Here is a 15,350-nt window from a genome sequence, read left to right on the forward strand (position 1 = left end):
TTACTCGGAAAAATCAGAAGAAATCATCTTGTACAGCGCCTCGACCGCTTCCTTCTCATCGGGGCCATCCGCAATCAACTTGATGGGGGTGCCCTTTACGATCCCCAGGGACAGTACACCCAGCAAGCTCTTGGCGTTCACCTTGCGCTCCTCTTTTTCCACCCAGATGGAGCTCTTGTACTCATTGGCCTTCTGGATAAAGAAAGTAGCGGGTCTGGCGTGCAGGCCGACCTGATTATTCACGACTGCTTCCTGACTATACATATGCTGTACCTCCGCCTCGTCGTATTATGTGTCATTAGCATACCAGATTTATCCCAATTCCGTCAATGACATTTTTCACAAATATTACATTGCTTTTAACCAAAAATTACGAGTGTGTAAAAAGTTTTTCTGCGAAAATTTCCCAATTTTAAGAAGTTTCTTCCCATCTCTCCCTGGAAACAAGGTCCTTTCCAGTTCATTTTCACCCCAACATGGGCAAAAGCAATTCATTTCAGTTCCACGACGGTAACTCCGTCCTCCCCTTCCCCGTAACGGCCGGGACGGAAGGATTTTACATAGCGGCTGCGCTTGAGATAAGTCCGCACGGCTGTCCGCACTGCTCCAGTACCCTTGCCGTGGATAATGGTCACCGTCTCCAGCTTCCCCATCATGGCCGTATCCAAAAAACGCTCCAATACCGCTACTGCCTCGTCCGTCATCATGCCCCGCAGGTCCACCTGAGAGGGCACGGCGGCTGTACGAAGGGTGTGCTGGGCCCGGGTGATGATTCGCTTGGCTTCCCGCTGAGCCTTGGTCTCCCCTTCCACTACCCGCACCTCATCCTGCTTGGCGGTAATCTTCAAAATTCCAGCCTGGAGCTGGAGAACTCCGTCTTTATTGACGGACAGCACCGTGGCCCGGGTGCCCATGGATACCAGTTCCACCGTATCCCCTACCACAGCGGGCCGGGTGGGAGGAGGCGCCTCCCGCTCAGGTGCAGAGCCTCCTATATTTCGTTCCGCCTCATTGAGCAGGCGTCTGGCTTCGGCCCGGGTGTCGTTGACCTGCTGCCAATCCAGCTTATCCTGACGCTTTTTGATCTCCTTGAGCTCAGACAGGGCCAAATCACTGGCTGCCCGGGCCTCCTCGATGATTGCCCGGGCCTCCGCCTGGGCCTTCTCCACCACCTTGGCCCGTTCCGCCTCCAGCTTGGCCCGATACTCCCGGGCCTTGGAGGCCGACTGCTCCATCTCCAGCTTCAGCCGCTTGGCCGCCTCCCGCTCCTTTTCCATCTCCTGGCGCTGTTGGTCCAGACGGGTGAGCACATCCTCAAAGCGCACATTTTCCGCATCCAGTCGGGCAGCCGCTTTTTCGATGATATACTCCGGAAGGCCCAGACGGCGGGAAATGGCAAAGGCGTTGGACTTTCCGGGGATCCCCAATACCAGACGGTAGGTGGGGGCCAAAGTCTCCACGTTAAACTCACAGGAGGCATTCTCCACGCCGGCCGTGGTCATGGCGTACACTTTCAGCTCGGCATAGTGGGTGGTGGCACACACCTGGGCGCCCAATCCCCGGGCCGACTCAATGATGGCGGCGGCCAATGCCGCTCCCTCCACAGGGTCCGTACCCGCCCCCAGCTCATCGAAGAGGATGAGGGTATCCGAGTCCGCCTCCTCCAAAATTCCCACAATATTGGTCATATGGGAGGAGAAGGTGGACAGGGACTGGGCAATGGACTGCTCATCCCCGATATCCGCCAGCACCCGCTCATAGATCCGAACGGTGGAGTCGTCCTTGGCCGGAATATGGAGCCCGCACTGGGCCATCAGGGTGATGAGACCGATGGTCTTCAAGGTAACCGTTTTTCCTCCGGTATTGGGGCCGGTAACCACCAGGGTATCAAAGTGCTCCCCCAGCTCCAGATCATTGGCCACCGCCTTCTTTTGATCCAGCAGGGGGTGCTTTGCCCCCCGCAAGTGTAAATACTTGTCAGACAGTTTTGGCTCGCTACATCCCAATTTGACCGACAGCTGGGCCCGGGCAAAGATCTCGTCCAGCCAAATGAGCAGCCGGTAGTCCTCCAAAATGTCCTCTTTATGGGTGGCGCACTCTGCTGACAGCTCGGCCAAAATCCGCTCAATTTCCTTCTTCTCCTTGGCGGCCAGCTCCCGCAGCTCATTGTTGGCCTTCACCACCCCCATAGGTTCGATAAAGAAAGTAGAGCCCGAGGAGGACACATCGTGGACCAGGCCGGGGATGGCGTTTTTATGCTCTGACTTCACCGGCACCACATACCGGTCGGAACGGATGGTAATGATGGACTCCTGAAGGTATTTGGACTGGTTGGAGGAGATCAGCTTCTGCAAAATGTCCCGCACCTTGGCCTCTGTGGCCCGCATATGGCGGCGGATGGAGGCCAGCTCCGGGCTGGCCGAGTCGGCAATCTCCTCCTCCCCCACAATGGAACCGGTGATCTTCTCCTCCAAAAACCGGTTAGGGGTCAGCGCCCGGAAGAGATGGGAGATAGCTGTTTTCTCCTCACTTCCGCCATATTCTCCGGCCCCACGGGCGCAGCGCAGCACTGCCGCAATATCCAGCAGCTCCCGGGTAGACAGGCTCCCCCCCATATCCGCCCGCTGCAGGCTGGCGGACACCGGCTTAATTCCGGAAAAACCAGGGGTACCGCGGACGATCAACATCTTCACAGCGGCGGAGGTCTCCTGCTGCGCCCGCTCCACATCGTCCCGGTCCGTCTTCGGGCGCAGATCCAGGCACCGCTGCTTTCCCTCATCCGTCACCGCACACCCGGCCAAAAGCTCCAATACCCGGGGCAGCTCCAGGGTTTGGATGGATTTTTCAAACAATTCGCTCATATTTTAAACTCCTATATGGATCATGGATGGGATTTCCTTCCTCTTTATTGTCGCATAAAGGGACCGCTTTGGCAAGAGGTGGATATCCTTCCCTACATTTAACCTATATTTTAACCCGCTTTGGTAGAAACTGCCCCTGAAATGCCTTACAATAAAGCCGAAGCAAGGGAACAAGTGCAACACCCACGGCCTGGACCAAACCTCGGCTGGGACCGTTTTCTCCCCAAAGATTCTTTCTCCTGGTAATTTTGCGGTCTTTTTCCTTATCATTTCCCTAAAAAGCAATCTGCAATTCAACGGGACTGGGCGCCGACTTAGGGTCGGCGCTCAGTCCCGTTTTACCTCGTTTATATAGCAGCTGGTTCTCTGTCCTTCATCCGGCCTAAGGGGCGGTAAACCGTCCAGTACATGGTTGCAAAGCAGGCCAGTCCCCCAATCAGCTGAGACACCGCCTCCGCCACAAACACGCCCGTCGTTCCCATCCAGATGGGCAGAATCACCGTCAGGGGGGCGTTAATAACCGCCTTGCGCAGCAGGGAGAAAAATACCGCTTGCTTTGACCGGCCCAGTCCCACAAACACGCCCTGTCCGGCTATTTGCAGGGACATGAGAATAAACAAACCAAAATAAATCCGCATGGCCGGGATTCCGGCCGCAATGACCTCAGGCTCATTGTTAAACACCCGAATCAGCAGCCCCGGCACCCCCATGGCCGCAGCCCAGAACAGTCCGGCATAGAGCACGGTTCCAATCACGCTAAAGCGAATGGCTTCCCGAACCCGGCCGTACAGGCCAGCCCCATAGTTAAAACCCGCTACCGGCTGGGAGCCGTTGGTCAGGCCATGGACCGGCATAATGAAGACCTCCCGGAGGGAGTTGATGATGGTCATGATGCCCACATAGAGGTCTCCCCCGTAGCTCTGAAGCGTAGCGTTGCACACCACCTGCACCAAACTGTTGGTCATATTCATGAAAAATCCGGACAGCCCCAGAGAGATGATTTGCCCGGTCCTCTTCCGATTCATGCCCAGGCACTTCACCCGCAGCCGTAGCAGCGCACGCCGGCTGGTTAAAAATTGAAGGACCCACACGGCGGACAACCCCTGGGAAATCACCGTGGCCAGAGCCGCTCCCTTCACCCCCATCTGGAACAGAAAGATGAAGATAGGGTCTAAGATAATGTTCACTGCCGCTCCCAGCACCACGGTCATCATGCCGATCTTTCCAAAGCCCTGGGAGTTAATAAATGGGTTCATGCCCAGGCTGATCATCACGAACAGAGTCCCGCACAGGTAGATGGTCATATAGTCATTTGCATAGGGAAAGGTCTCAGTACTGGCTCCGAACAGATATAAAATGGGGGTTTTCAGTGCCAAGAAGAAGGCGGTCGCCGCTACCCCCAAGATCATCAGCAGAGAAAAAGAATTTCCCATGATCCTCTCTGCCTCTTCATCGTCTCCACGACCGCGGCAGATGGAACACAGGGGCGCTCCACCTGTACCGCACAGATTGGCCAGCCCCATAATAATGGACACAATGGGAATCGTCACGCCAAGGCCCGTCAAGGCCAAGTGGCTGCTTCCCGGCAGTCGTCCCAAATAGATCCGGTCCACCACACTGTACAGCACGTTGACCAGCTGGGCCGCAGTCATGGGAAGCGCCAGTACCAAAATATTACTGGAAATACTCCCTTTTGAAAAATCATTCTGGTCTCGATCCAACCGCATGTTCCTCCTTCCCATCTTCAAAGGAAAACCGCCGGCGGATCAGGCCACCAGCGGTTTCTTGCCGAAGTCGTTCGTCGTATTATTCAGTTTAACACATTCTTTACAAAAACGGAAGCCCCCGTTTTCCACCTGTCATCCATACCGCTCGTTGAGGTACTCGATGGCCTCTACATAGCCGTCAAAGCCCTTTCCCATCACCGTCTTCTCACAGGCCATTCCCGCATAGGAGCGCTGGCGGAACTCCTCTCGGGACTTCACATCGGACAGATGGACCTCCACTGCCGGCAGTCCCACAGCCTTTAGGGCGTCCAAAATAGCCACGCTGGTGTGGGTATAGGCGGCAGGATTGATCACAATGGCGTCCTTCTCCCCATAGGCCTGCTGAATTTTGTCCACAATTGCCCCTTCGTGGTTGGACTGAAACAGTTCAACTGAAATTCCAAGCAGAGCACATGTCTCATGAATCAATGCTGTGAGAGCCTGGTAGTCCTGTCTGCCATAGATCTCGGGCTCCCGGATCCCCAGCAGATTCAAATTGGGTCCGTTGATCACCAATAGCTTCATTGGTTCCATCTCCTTATGATTGCATCCACAGCCTCTTCCACTGTGGTGTTGTCGGCCGTCCAGTCCGCCGTCCTCTCATAGAGGGGCAGCCGTTCTTGATACAGCTGTTCCAGGCCAGTACGTTGGGACACCGGCCGGCCCTGTATAGGAAGATCTTCCAAGGGCCGCCGCAAAAAGATCACTTGGGCGTTCTGCCGCAGAGGTCCCCAGTTCTCCTGCCGGGTCACGATCCCGCCTCCGGTGGCGATCACCCGGCCTTGTTCCCGGGATGCCTGGCACAGAACTTGGTGCTCCAGGCGGCGGAAGGCCTCCTCCCCCTCCCGGTCAAAGAGCTCCGGAATGCTACAGCCGGCCTGCTCCTCCACCAGGGCGTCTGTGTCAACAAAGGTCCGCCCCAATCGCTGGGCCAGCCGTTGGCCTACGGTGGTTTTGCCGCAGCCGGGCATTCCGGTGAGAACAAGATTCTGCTTCTCCCGCTCCATTTCCCGGGTAATTTCCTCCACCCGCTCATCGGGAATGGAGACTCCCATAAACCGCTCCGCCGCCGCTTTGGCCTGGGCCACCAGCATCCCCAGACCGTTAGACCAGAGAAGTCCCCGGTCCTGGGCTTGGAGGAGCAGGCTGGTGCGAGCCGGGTTATAAATCAGATCAAATACTCCCTCCAGCACGGGGAATCCTTCCAGGTCCACGGGAGACATCCCCTCCTTGGGGTACATCCCCACCGGAGTGGCGTTGACCAGCACAGCGGCATCCCGGTGGCGAGAGAGATTTTCATAGTTATTTTCTCCCGTGCGGGAGATCACCACTACCTCCCCAGCACCCAGGTCCCGGAGCACCGCCTGCACAGTGAGCGAGGCCCCTCCGCTGCCCAGCACCAGGGCTTTTCGGCCCGCCACCTGGGCTCCCACCCGGCGCAGCAGATAGGAAAAGCCGTCGTAATCGGTATTGTGGCCCAAAAGAGTGCCATCGGGACGGCGCACAATGGTGTTTACACTGCCGATGTGCCGGGCCTGGGGCGTCAGCTCCCGGCAGTAGGGAATTACCGCCTTTTTATAGGGGATGGTCACATTCAACCCCCGGAACTCCCCCTCCTCCAGAAAGGGTCCCAGTTCCTGTGAGGACAGCTCCACTAGCCGGTAGTCATAGTCCCCCAGTCTGCGGTGGATGGCGGGGGAAAAGCTGTGCCCCAGTTTCTCCCCAATTAGCCCATATTCCAGCTTCTCCATGGTCAGCAGATGACCTCGTTATAGGTGCCCAGATACCGCAGCTGCTCGCTCTCCCCCTCCAGATCCCGGAACAGCTTTTCCATCTCAGGGGCATAGACCGAAGCCTCCAGATCGAAATAGAACATAAATTCAAACTCCCGTCCGGGCAGTGGACGGCTTTCCAGCTTTTGCAGATTCAGATTCAATGCGTAGAACTTGGCCAGCACATTGTACAGCGAACCCGGACGGTGGGGCAGGGTCATCATCAGAGAGGTGCGGTCGGCTCCGGGATAGATCTCCGGCTTTTTGGAGATGCAGATGAAGCGGGTATAGTTGTTATCATGGTCCTGGACATTTTCTTCCAAGGTATCCAGACCGTACAGCTCCCCGCAGAACCGGGAGGACAGGGCGGCCACATCGGTCCGCTCCGACTGGGCCACCATCTGGGAGGCCACCGCCGTGTTCTCCACCACGGTCACCTTTACGCCCTTCCAAGCCGCCAGATAGCCTGCGCACTGGTTGATGGCCTGTTCATGGGAGTAGACCTCCCTAATGTTCTCCTTCTTTACCCCGTGCTTGGCTAGCAGGTTGTGGCTCACCTTCAGCCGGGCGGAGCGAACAATGTAGAAATTGTGGCGGAGCATCAGGTCATACACCGCCTTAACCGAACCGGCCGTACTGTTCTCAATGGGCAGAATACCGTACTGGCACATCCCGCTCTCCACCGCCTTGAACACATGGTCGAAGGTCTGGAAATACAGAATAGAAGGAGCCTTGAACAGCCGGTCACAGGCGATCTGAGAGTAAGCCCCTTCGATCCCCTGGCAGGCTACTGTGGGCCGCTGAGGAAAGAGCTGAGGAGTGGTCTCCAGAGCCGCCCGGATTCCTCTATATACCTTGGACTCCCCGCCAATTTTACTGTTTTGATAGGAGCGACTCACCGAGAGCAGGGTACGATACACCGACTGGGCGTAGTCTCCCAGCTCCTCTCCCGCCTGCTGGGCAATTTTATTCAGCAAAGTCCGCTCCCGACCTGCGTCCAGCACCGGAAGACCGTGCTCCTTCTTATAGCCGGCCACCTCTCCGGCCGCCTCCATGCGGGCTTTGAACAGCTCCACAATTTGCTGGTCCAGACCATCGATCTCTGCCCGCAGCTGTTCCAAATCCTTATCCATATGTTATTCCTCCTAACATCTTCAACACGATCATCTATACATTTTTCATTTCTAGCCGGGCTGGACTGTCCAGCAGGGCATCCAGCACCACCAGCGCCGCCGCTGCCTCCACCACCGGCACCGCCCGGGGGACGATACAGGGGTCGTGGCGACCAGGTACCCGGAGCTTGACTGCCTGCCCCCGAGAGAGGGAAATACTGTCCTGCTCCCTGGCAATGGAGGGGGTTGGCTTAAACGCCACCCGGAACACCAGAGGCATTCCGGTAGTAATACCACCCAGAATCCCGCCAGCGCGGTTAGAAGCGGTTCGGATCCCCTCTGCGGTCATCTGAAAGGGGTCATTGTGCTGTGAGCCTCTCATATGGGAAGCACCAAAGCCCGCCCCAAACTCCACACCCTTGACCGCAGGGATTCCAAACAGGGCGGCAGCCAGGCGGCTCTCCATGCCGCCGAACACGGGGTCTCCCACCCCGGCCGGCAATCCCTGCACGATACATTCCACTCCGCCGCCCACCGAGTCCCCCAGGGCCTTAGCCTCCAGGATGGTCTTTCGTATCCGCTCCCCCGCCTCTGGCATAAGAACGGGAAAATCTGCCCGTTTTAGTCTGTCAAGTATTTCCGCTTGCTCCCCAATGGGGTCAAAGGGCCGATCCTCCTCCTGACCCACCCAGGCAATGTGGGCGGCCACTTCAATTCCCCGCCTGGCCAGGATCTGGAGGGCCACCCCTCCGGCGATACAGAGGGGGGCGGTGAGACGGCCGGAAAAGTGTCCCCCTCCCCGCACATCCTGGGCTCCGCCGTAGCGTACCTGGGCGGTATAGTCGGCGTGGCCTGGCCGGGGCACATCCCGCAGCAACTCGTAGTCCTGGGAGCGGGTATTGGTATTTTGAATCAGGGCGGCCAGAGGGGCTCCACAGGTCACCCCATCCACTAGTCCGCAGAGAATTTGAGGCTGGTCCGCCTCCTTGCGGGGGGTGGCCGTCTGGTCCCGCCCCGGGGCCCGCCGCTGTAAAAACCGCTCCAATTCATCCAAATCCACTCGCTCCCCGGCAGGTAGACCGTCCACACTTACCCCAATGGCCTGGGAATGGGACTGGCCAAAGATGGAAACATGGATATTCTTACCCAGATATGAGGCCATGAATATTCCCTCCCAATCTCTGATACTCCGCCCAGAAGGCGGGGTAGGATTTCCGCACACAGTGGCTCCCCTCCAGCTCCACCGGAGCCTGGCAGGCACTGGCAGCTACTGCCGCCATCATAGCAATGCGGTGGTCATTGTGGCAGTTCACCCGGCAGCCGCCCGCCAGATTCTCCACTCCGCAGATGGTGAGACTGTCCCGCCCCTCCTGTACATCAGCCCCCATGGCAGATAGCACCTGGGCCACCGCGGAAAGCCGGTCGCTCTCTTTCAACCGCAGCCGAGCGGCGTTACTCAGCCAGGTAGTTCCGTTCCGCACCGCAGCCATCGCTGCCAGAGGCGGAACCAAATCAGGGCACTGCGATACATCCAGCTCCACATCACCCGGTCTGGCCAGCTTCCAATAGAAGGAGGCAATCCGCTTATCTCCCTGGGCGGAGTAGGGATTTAACCCCTCAATCGTCAGCTGACTGCCCAGAAAATTAGCCGTGTACCAAAAAGCGGCCTGGGACCAGTCAGCCTCCACCTTATGATCTCCAGCCTGATAAGCCATTGGGCCTGTAATGTGAAAGGACTTCACATTTCCATGGGGCTCTGTCACCGTCACCCCAGCTCCTGCCAATGCCTCCATGGTCATCGCCAGGTAGTCCCAGCTTTCCAGCGGAGTAGTGGGACTGATACAGGAGGTACCTTCCACCAGGGGCAGGGCGTACAACAGTCCGGTAAAAAACTGGCTAGACACATTCCCGGGTAAGGTGTACTCCCCCGCTTCCAACCTTCCCCGCACAATGATTGTGTCCCCTTCCCGCTTCCATGAGATTCCACGCTTGGAAAACAGCCGGGCATAAGGCTCCTGAGGCCGTTCCATCAGCCGGCCGTGTCCGGTAAATACTCCTCCTCCCGTCACCGCCAGGGCAACAGGGATAAGAAAGCGCAGGGTGGAGCCCGACTCTCCGCAGTCCAGCCGGGGCAGTTCCTTGCCAGGCCGGTATGTTCCACCCATTCCAAGGATGGTAAGAGTCCCATCTTTCTCCAGGCTCCACCTTGCCCCAAGGACCTCCACACAGTTCAAGGTCGCCTGGATGTCCTGGGAGAGGGCTAAATTACCAATCCGGCTGATGCCCTCTGCCAGTGCCGCCGCCAAAATCACCCGGTGGGCCTGGCTCTTGCTGGGAGGCGGAGTGACTGTCCCCGAGAGGAGACCGGGCTCAATCACTACGCTGCTCACGCTCCCATCCCCCTCTCCAATATCCGGGACAGTTCTCCATAGTCTGTTTTGTTCAGCACACAGGTTCCGATTTTCTGGGGTTGAATGAGAGTAATGGAATCGCCTCGACGTTTCTTATCCGCTCGAGCCGCCTCCAATAGGCCCTTTTTGTCCATAGAACAGGTCTGTGGCAGGTGAAAACGATTTAACAGGGATTCCAGCACCGTCCAACACTCCTTGGGACACAGCCCCTCTCGCACACAGGCCCGGGTCATAATTGCCATACCCATGGCTACTCCCTCGCCATGATAGATGGAATAGCCTCCGCACCGCTCGATGGCGTGGCCGATGGTATGGCCAAAATTCAGCAGCTGCCGCTCCCCGGTATCCCGCTCATCTATCCCCACCACATCCCGCTTAATGGTGACACAGTGGGCAATCACCCACTCCAGGTCTCCCGCAGGGTCCTCTCCCGCCAAACGCTGAAGGAGCTCCGGGCTTCGAATCATCCCATATTTGATCACCTCTGCCCAGCCCTCAGCCATAACTGGAGCGGGGAGGGTTTGCAACGTCAGGGTGTCGCACAGCACCAAATGGGGTTGGGTAAAGGTACCCACCAGATTTTTCCCCTCCGGCAGATCTACCGCTGTTTTACCTCCAACCGAGGAGTCCACCATGGCCAGCAGAGTGGTGGGCAGCTGGATACAGGGCACGCCCCGGAGATAAAGGGCGGCAGCCAGACCACCCATGTCTCCCGTAACTCCCCCTCCCAGGGCAAATACTGGGTCCTCCCGGCTCAATCCCTCCCGCGCCAGGAAGGTGAGCAGTTCCAGCAATGTGGCGGTGTTCTTGGAGCTCTCCCCTGCGGGAAATTGGAAGACACTGACCTGAAATCCCGCCTGAGTCAGACTGCGTTCCACCTGCGTTCCATATAAGAGCCACACATTGCTGTCTGACACCACGGCTGCCTTACGGCCCTGAACCAGGGGGGCGGACAGCTCCCCTACCCGATCCAGTAGCCCCGGCCCAATCTGGACGCAATAGCTGCGGGAAGCGTTTACTGTTATGGTCTGCATATCCTCGTCTCCTCTCATTGGTCCTGCTGTCCATTCGCCTCGGCCGCTGCCACTCGAATGATGCGGACCGCTTGGGCTACATCTTCAAACTGTTCCGGGCGCAGAGACTGGGCGCCGTCGCAAAGGGCATGGGGCGGGTCATTGTGGACCTCGATAATCAGTCCATCCGCCCCACAAGCCGCTGCCGCCATGGCCATGGGCTTGACATACCGGGCTACCCCTGTGGCATGGCTGGGATCAACCACCACCGGCAAATGGGTCAACTCGTGGAGCACTGGTACGGCGGACAAGTCCAGAGTGTTCCGGGTCGCTGTCTCGAACGTTCGGATCCCCCGCTCACACAAAATAATGTTCTCGTTGCCCCCTGCCATCACATATTCGGCACTCATTAGCAGTTCTTTGATGGTGTTGGCTAGGCCTCGTTTGAGCAAAATGGGCTTCCGGGTGCGTCCCAGTTCCTTGAGCAGCTCAAAGTTCTGCATGTTCCGGGCTCCCACCTGGATCACATCCACTTCTTCAAACAGAGGGAGATGGTTGGCATTCATGATCTCCGTGACAATAGGCAATCCGGTCTCTCGCTTGGCCTCTAGCAACAGCTCAATTCCATCTGCCTTCAGGCCCTGGAAGTCGTACGGGGAGGTGCGGGGCTTGAAGGCGCCTCCCCGGAGCATGGTGGCCCCTGCCGCCTTGACGCTTCTAGCTACGGAAATGATCTGCTCCTCGCTCTCCACCGAACAAGGGCCGGCGATCAAAGCGAAGTTTCCGTGGCCCACCTTCTGCTTGTCCGCCCCCACCTCGATGATGGAATCCTCCGGGTGGAACTTCCGGTTAGCACTCTTGAAGGGCTCCGACACCCGCTTGACCGCCTCCACAATGTCCAGTCCGCTGAGCAGGTCGGCATCCAACTTACTGGTGTCGCCGATAACTCCAATGATGGTGGCATAGTCCCCGGCTGAAACGTGGGTACGGAGATTCTGGGCCTCAATCCAGCGCAGCAGATCTTGAATCCGTTCCTCTTTGGCATTCTGCTTGACGATGATGATCATTGTTCTGCCTCCCAATAAACAATTTTAGTCTCTCGCGGTGCCTTCCACGCAGGAAGAGAAAAAAGCCTGCGGTGAAGTGTTTTCACCGCAGGCTTTGATTCGATCGGTTCCCTCGTGTCTTACGCGAAGGTGGTCGCCCCATTGTTTGCAGCAAAAAGCACTTTTACCTTGTTGACACCAAAGCCAAAAAAGTAAAAGTAGCCAAAAAAGAAAGCCGCAAACAGGTTCATCATAAAAGTGGAACTCCTTGTTTCAAGAAAAAATCTAGGGCCATAATAGCACTGCTCCCCGCCTTTGTCAACCCTTTTTTTCACAGTTTCCTGCGTAAAAGTGCGGGAGCCTGTTTAAACAGGCCCCCGCTTCTCACCCTTGAACATATGGTATAAAACAGCTACTTGGTTACCGCTCAATTCCCTTTTTCTTCATCCACTCCGGGAGCTCTTCCGGCTTTTTCCCATTGTAACGGCAGAATTTATAGCGGCATTCCGCACAGATTCCCTTGTTGCCCTTTACCGGCGGCTCGCCCTTTACTTGCTCCTCCAGGAACTCCACCAGAGCGCGGATGTCCGCCTCTTCGCCGTCCACGGCCAGAGTGACCGCACCCTCGTTGCCTCCAATGCCGCCGCAGCAGACCAAGGTGGCATCGGCACGGAAGATCATCTTGATGGCCTCAATCTCCGTGACCACCGTGGTATTGCCCAGGCAGTACATGCCGGGATCCGCGCCCATGGCAATGTCAATGTGGGTGGCTCCGATGGCAGCCGCCGCCTTACGCACCGAGGGCACCAGCTTTTCCAGGCCCACAGGGGTGATCATGGTAAGACCCTTGGAGGTCACAGGGCCGATGATCTTAGGCACGGTTCCTCCATCAAAGCCGGAGGTAATAACGCCCACGTATCCCTCCGGGTCCACCGCGTTGGCCCCTTTGATGACCACCGTCTCAGGATGGAAGTCATTTAGGGCGTCGGTGAGCGTCTTGTCCACCGCCTGGCCCTGGTAGAAAACATTGGGGAAGCTCTTGCGGCTGTCCGGATTGGTCACACACAGCAGTCCGTCTGTGCTGATACCCACGGTACACAGTCCGGGCTCAATTCCCTCCCGTCCCAACAGCTCCTGGGCAATGAACGCATTGGTGGTTCCTCCGGCCAGCAGGACATAGGCCTTCTTCCAGGCTGCCTGGAACTGGGGCATCTGGACCACTGCCTTGGCAATGAGCCGCCGGGACTCTGCGGATGTTAGGGTAAAAATTGTCTTCATCATGTATTCCTCCTCACATAATCCTGTCACGTTAACGCCGCTCCGGGTGCAGCTTCAAATCTACCACTGGGTTGACCAGGGGCTCCATAGCAAAACCGTCCGGCCCGTAGATGCGGCACTCCGCCATGTCGCCGTCCTGAATGGGGAAGGCCCGCGGAGTACCAGTGGACAGCACATCCCCGGCATACCAGCCCTGGATGCTGCTGTGCAGGGCAATGAGCTTGGAGGGCTGGTGCATCATGTTGCTTACCGTATTTTTTGCGTGGACCTGGCCATTATGGACGCTCTGTACCTCCAGCTTTCTCACGTCGGGAACCTCATCAGGGGTCACCAGGTGGGGACCGAAGGAGAAGAAGGTGGGGAAGTTTTTCACAATGGTCAGATACCGCGGATTGCCACTGACATAATCGTTGCCCTTAAGGATGGACTCCTCCGTCATGTCCAAAATGGTGGTATAGCCCACCACCACATCCTGCCAGTTCTCCTCTGAAACATCCCGGCAGTCCTTGCCCAGAATGATGCCCAGCTCCGCCTCCGCTGTGGTCCGCTGCGCTTCCTTTAATGCCGGCAGGTGGATCTCATCCCCCGGTCCAATGAGGGTATCCGCCATTTTGAAAAAGCTGCCGGGAAATCCCGTAGGCGCCGCCGCACCAATGTCCCCCGCATGATCCACATAATTTAAGCCAATGCCAAAAATCCGCCTGGGATTTCGGTATAAAGGGGCATAAATCACCTGAGAATCGGGCACCAGACCAGGCAGATGGTCTAGCTCTTCCCTACCCCCTGCCTGATACCAGGCGTTCAAGCCAGGAATCTGTCCTGCCTGGATGAGTGCCATCATCTCCGTTTCCCAAGCAGTACCCTTGGCCGCGTTCAAGGCCTGGATGGGATAGACTCCTTTGGGCGTGACGATACCGGCCGTCTCCTGGCTGCCGATGCGAATGGTTGCCAGACGCATAGATCTTCCTCCTATCTTCAGCGCTTGGGGTGCCTTTGGCATCCCTTGACACAACTTCTGGGATTGAGTATCATTTTACCATCTAGAGCCTGACTTGTAAAATACGGGGTCGGATAACTTGGCATAAGCGACGGAGTATGGAGAGGATGGAGAAACAGCATGCTGGATTACAAAGAATACATTTATGCCATTTACCAGGAGCGCAGCTTCTCCAAGGCCGCCCGCAAACTCCACGTCTCCCAACCCTGGCTGAGTGCCGCTGTGAAAAAAGTGGAACAGGAGCTTAAGCTCCCTCTCTTTGACCGCAACACCAAACCCATCTCCCTCACTCCGGCCGGGGAATATTACATCCGCCAGGTGGAACGGATTTTGGCCATTGAGGGAGAGATGCGCCAGACCTTTGCTGAGATGAGTGCCTCCCGTTCCACCGCCCTTCACATCGGCAGTTCCATGTTTTTCTGCACTTATGTCCTTCCCAGCCTGCTCAGCGAGTTCCGACAACAGAATCCCCAGGTATCCATCACCCTCACCGAGGGCACTACTCCTACCTTGGCCGACCAACTGCTGGAGGGAAAACTGGACTTTCTTCTGGAGGCTGGCCCCCCGGATGACAAAGGCCTCACCTCCGTGGTCTGGGCCCAGGAGGAGTTAGTTCTGGCCGTTCCCGCCGACTACCCGGTGAACCGGGACCTGGCGGACTACGCCTACACCTTCAACCAATTTCTCTCCCGGGAACAGCCTGGCCATCGCAAGCCCTCCGTCCCCCTCATCGCTTTCCGACAGGCCCCTTTCATGGTTCTCAAACAGGGTAACGACAGCTACTCCCGCACCCAGGCTCTGTGCCGAAATGCTGGGTTTATCCCAAACGTATCCCTCTACCTTACCCAGATGATGACGGCCTATTACCTGGTCTGCGAGGGCCGGGGGGTCACCTTCCTGCGCTCCACTATCCCCCAATACGTGGCCCCCACCGACTCGGTGATATTTTACACGTTGGATGACCCTTTAGTCACCCGCAGTATCCACCTGTCTTACCGCAGCAAATCCTCCAGCCCTGTACAACAGGATTTGATTGACTATATGCTTCACAAAGGACCCGCCGGTCTGCTGGTCTAATGCATCGCAACGAAAAA

At 57.2% G+C, this 15,350-nt stretch carries 13 protein-coding genes; 1 reads left to right on the forward strand and 12 read right to left on the reverse strand.

Annotation, left to right across the window (positions count from 1 at the left end; genetic code table 11):
• The 12 genes from B5E43_RS07045 to B5E43_RS07100 all read right to left on the reverse strand — a co-directional run bounded on the left by B5E43_RS07045 (position 1) and on the right by B5E43_RS07100 (position 14,217).
• On the reverse strand, positions 1-264 hold the full coding sequence (locus B5E43_RS07045) for an HPr family phosphocarrier protein (RefSeq protein WP_087394982.1): 264 nt from the start codon (positions 262-264) through the stop codon (positions 1-3).
• Between the two features lie 227 nt (positions 265-491).
• Positions 492-2,861 (reverse strand): endonuclease MutS2, encoded by a 2,370-nt coding sequence (locus B5E43_RS07050; RefSeq protein ID WP_087394986.1) that lies wholly within the window; start codon positions 2,859-2,861, stop codon positions 492-494.
• Between the two features lie 347 nt (positions 2,862-3,208).
• The gene (locus B5E43_RS07055; RefSeq protein WP_087395075.1) at positions 3,209-4,582 is read right to left on the reverse strand and encodes an MATE family efflux transporter; all 1,374 of its coding nucleotides are present in this window, start codon (positions 4,580-4,582) and stop codon (positions 3,209-3,211) included.
• Between the two features lie 138 nt (positions 4,583-4,720).
• Positions 4,721-5,152, reverse strand: a complete 432-nt coding sequence (gene aroQ, locus B5E43_RS07060) for a type II 3-dehydroquinate dehydratase (RefSeq protein WP_087394988.1) — start codon at positions 5,150-5,152, stop codon at positions 4,721-4,723.
• Positions 5,149-6,378 carry a shikimate kinase gene (locus B5E43_RS07065; RefSeq protein WP_242964751.1) on the reverse strand — a complete coding sequence of 410 codons (1,230 nt, stop codon included), beginning with the start codon at positions 6,376-6,378 and terminating at the stop codon, positions 5,149-5,151. The genes aroQ and B5E43_RS07065 overlap by 4 nt, the downstream gene beginning before the upstream one ends.
• Before the next feature lie 2 nt (positions 6,379-6,380).
• Positions 6,381-7,532: a bifunctional chorismate mutase/prephenate dehydratase gene (locus B5E43_RS07070; RefSeq protein ID WP_242964752.1), complete on the reverse strand. Its 1,152-nt coding sequence runs from the start codon at positions 7,530-7,532 to the stop codon at positions 6,381-6,383.
• Between the two features lie 34 nt (positions 7,533-7,566).
• Positions 7,567-8,673 carry a chorismate synthase gene (aroC, locus tag B5E43_RS07075; RefSeq protein ID WP_087394991.1) on the reverse strand — a complete coding sequence of 369 codons (1,107 nt, stop codon included), beginning with the start codon at positions 8,671-8,673 and terminating at the stop codon, positions 7,567-7,569.
• Positions 8,654-9,901, reverse strand: coding sequence for a 3-phosphoshikimate 1-carboxyvinyltransferase (locus B5E43_RS07080; RefSeq protein ID WP_087394993.1), 1,248 nt, complete (start codon positions 9,899-9,901; stop codon positions 8,654-8,656). The genes aroC and B5E43_RS07080 overlap by 20 nt, the downstream gene beginning before the upstream one ends.
• On the reverse strand, positions 9,898-10,956 hold the full coding sequence (aroB, locus tag B5E43_RS07085; RefSeq protein ID WP_158098989.1) for a 3-dehydroquinate synthase: 1,059 nt from the start codon (positions 10,954-10,956) through the stop codon (positions 9,898-9,900). The genes B5E43_RS07080 and aroB overlap by 4 nt, the downstream gene beginning before the upstream one ends.
• A 14-nt stretch (positions 10,957-10,970) precedes the next feature.
• Positions 10,971-12,002, reverse strand: coding sequence for a 3-deoxy-7-phosphoheptulonate synthase (aroF, locus tag B5E43_RS07090; RefSeq protein ID WP_087394998.1), 1,032 nt, complete (start codon positions 12,000-12,002; stop codon positions 10,971-10,973).
• Between the two features lie 399 nt (positions 12,003-12,401).
• On the reverse strand, positions 12,402-13,262 hold the full coding sequence (locus B5E43_RS07095; RefSeq protein WP_143382967.1) for a hypothetical protein: 861 nt from the start codon (positions 13,260-13,262) through the stop codon (positions 12,402-12,404).
• 28 nt (positions 13,263-13,290) lie between these two features.
• The gene (locus B5E43_RS07100) at positions 13,291-14,217 is read right to left on the reverse strand and encodes a fumarylacetoacetate hydrolase family protein (protein ID WP_087395005.1); all 927 of its coding nucleotides are present in this window, start codon (positions 14,215-14,217) and stop codon (positions 13,291-13,293) included.
• Positions 14,218-14,376: 159 nt separating this feature from the next.
• On the opposite strand from B5E43_RS07100, the gene B5E43_RS07105 reads away from it, so the two are divergent.
• Positions 14,377-15,333: a LysR family transcriptional regulator gene (locus B5E43_RS07105; RefSeq protein ID WP_087395008.1), complete on the forward strand. Its 957-nt coding sequence runs from the start codon at positions 14,377-14,379 to the stop codon at positions 15,331-15,333.
• Positions 15,334-15,350 lie beyond the last annotated feature (17 nt).

Source organism: Flavonifractor sp. An100 (genome assembly GCF_002161175.1).
GTDB lineage: Bacteria > Bacillota > Clostridia > Oscillospirales > Oscillospiraceae > Lawsonibacter.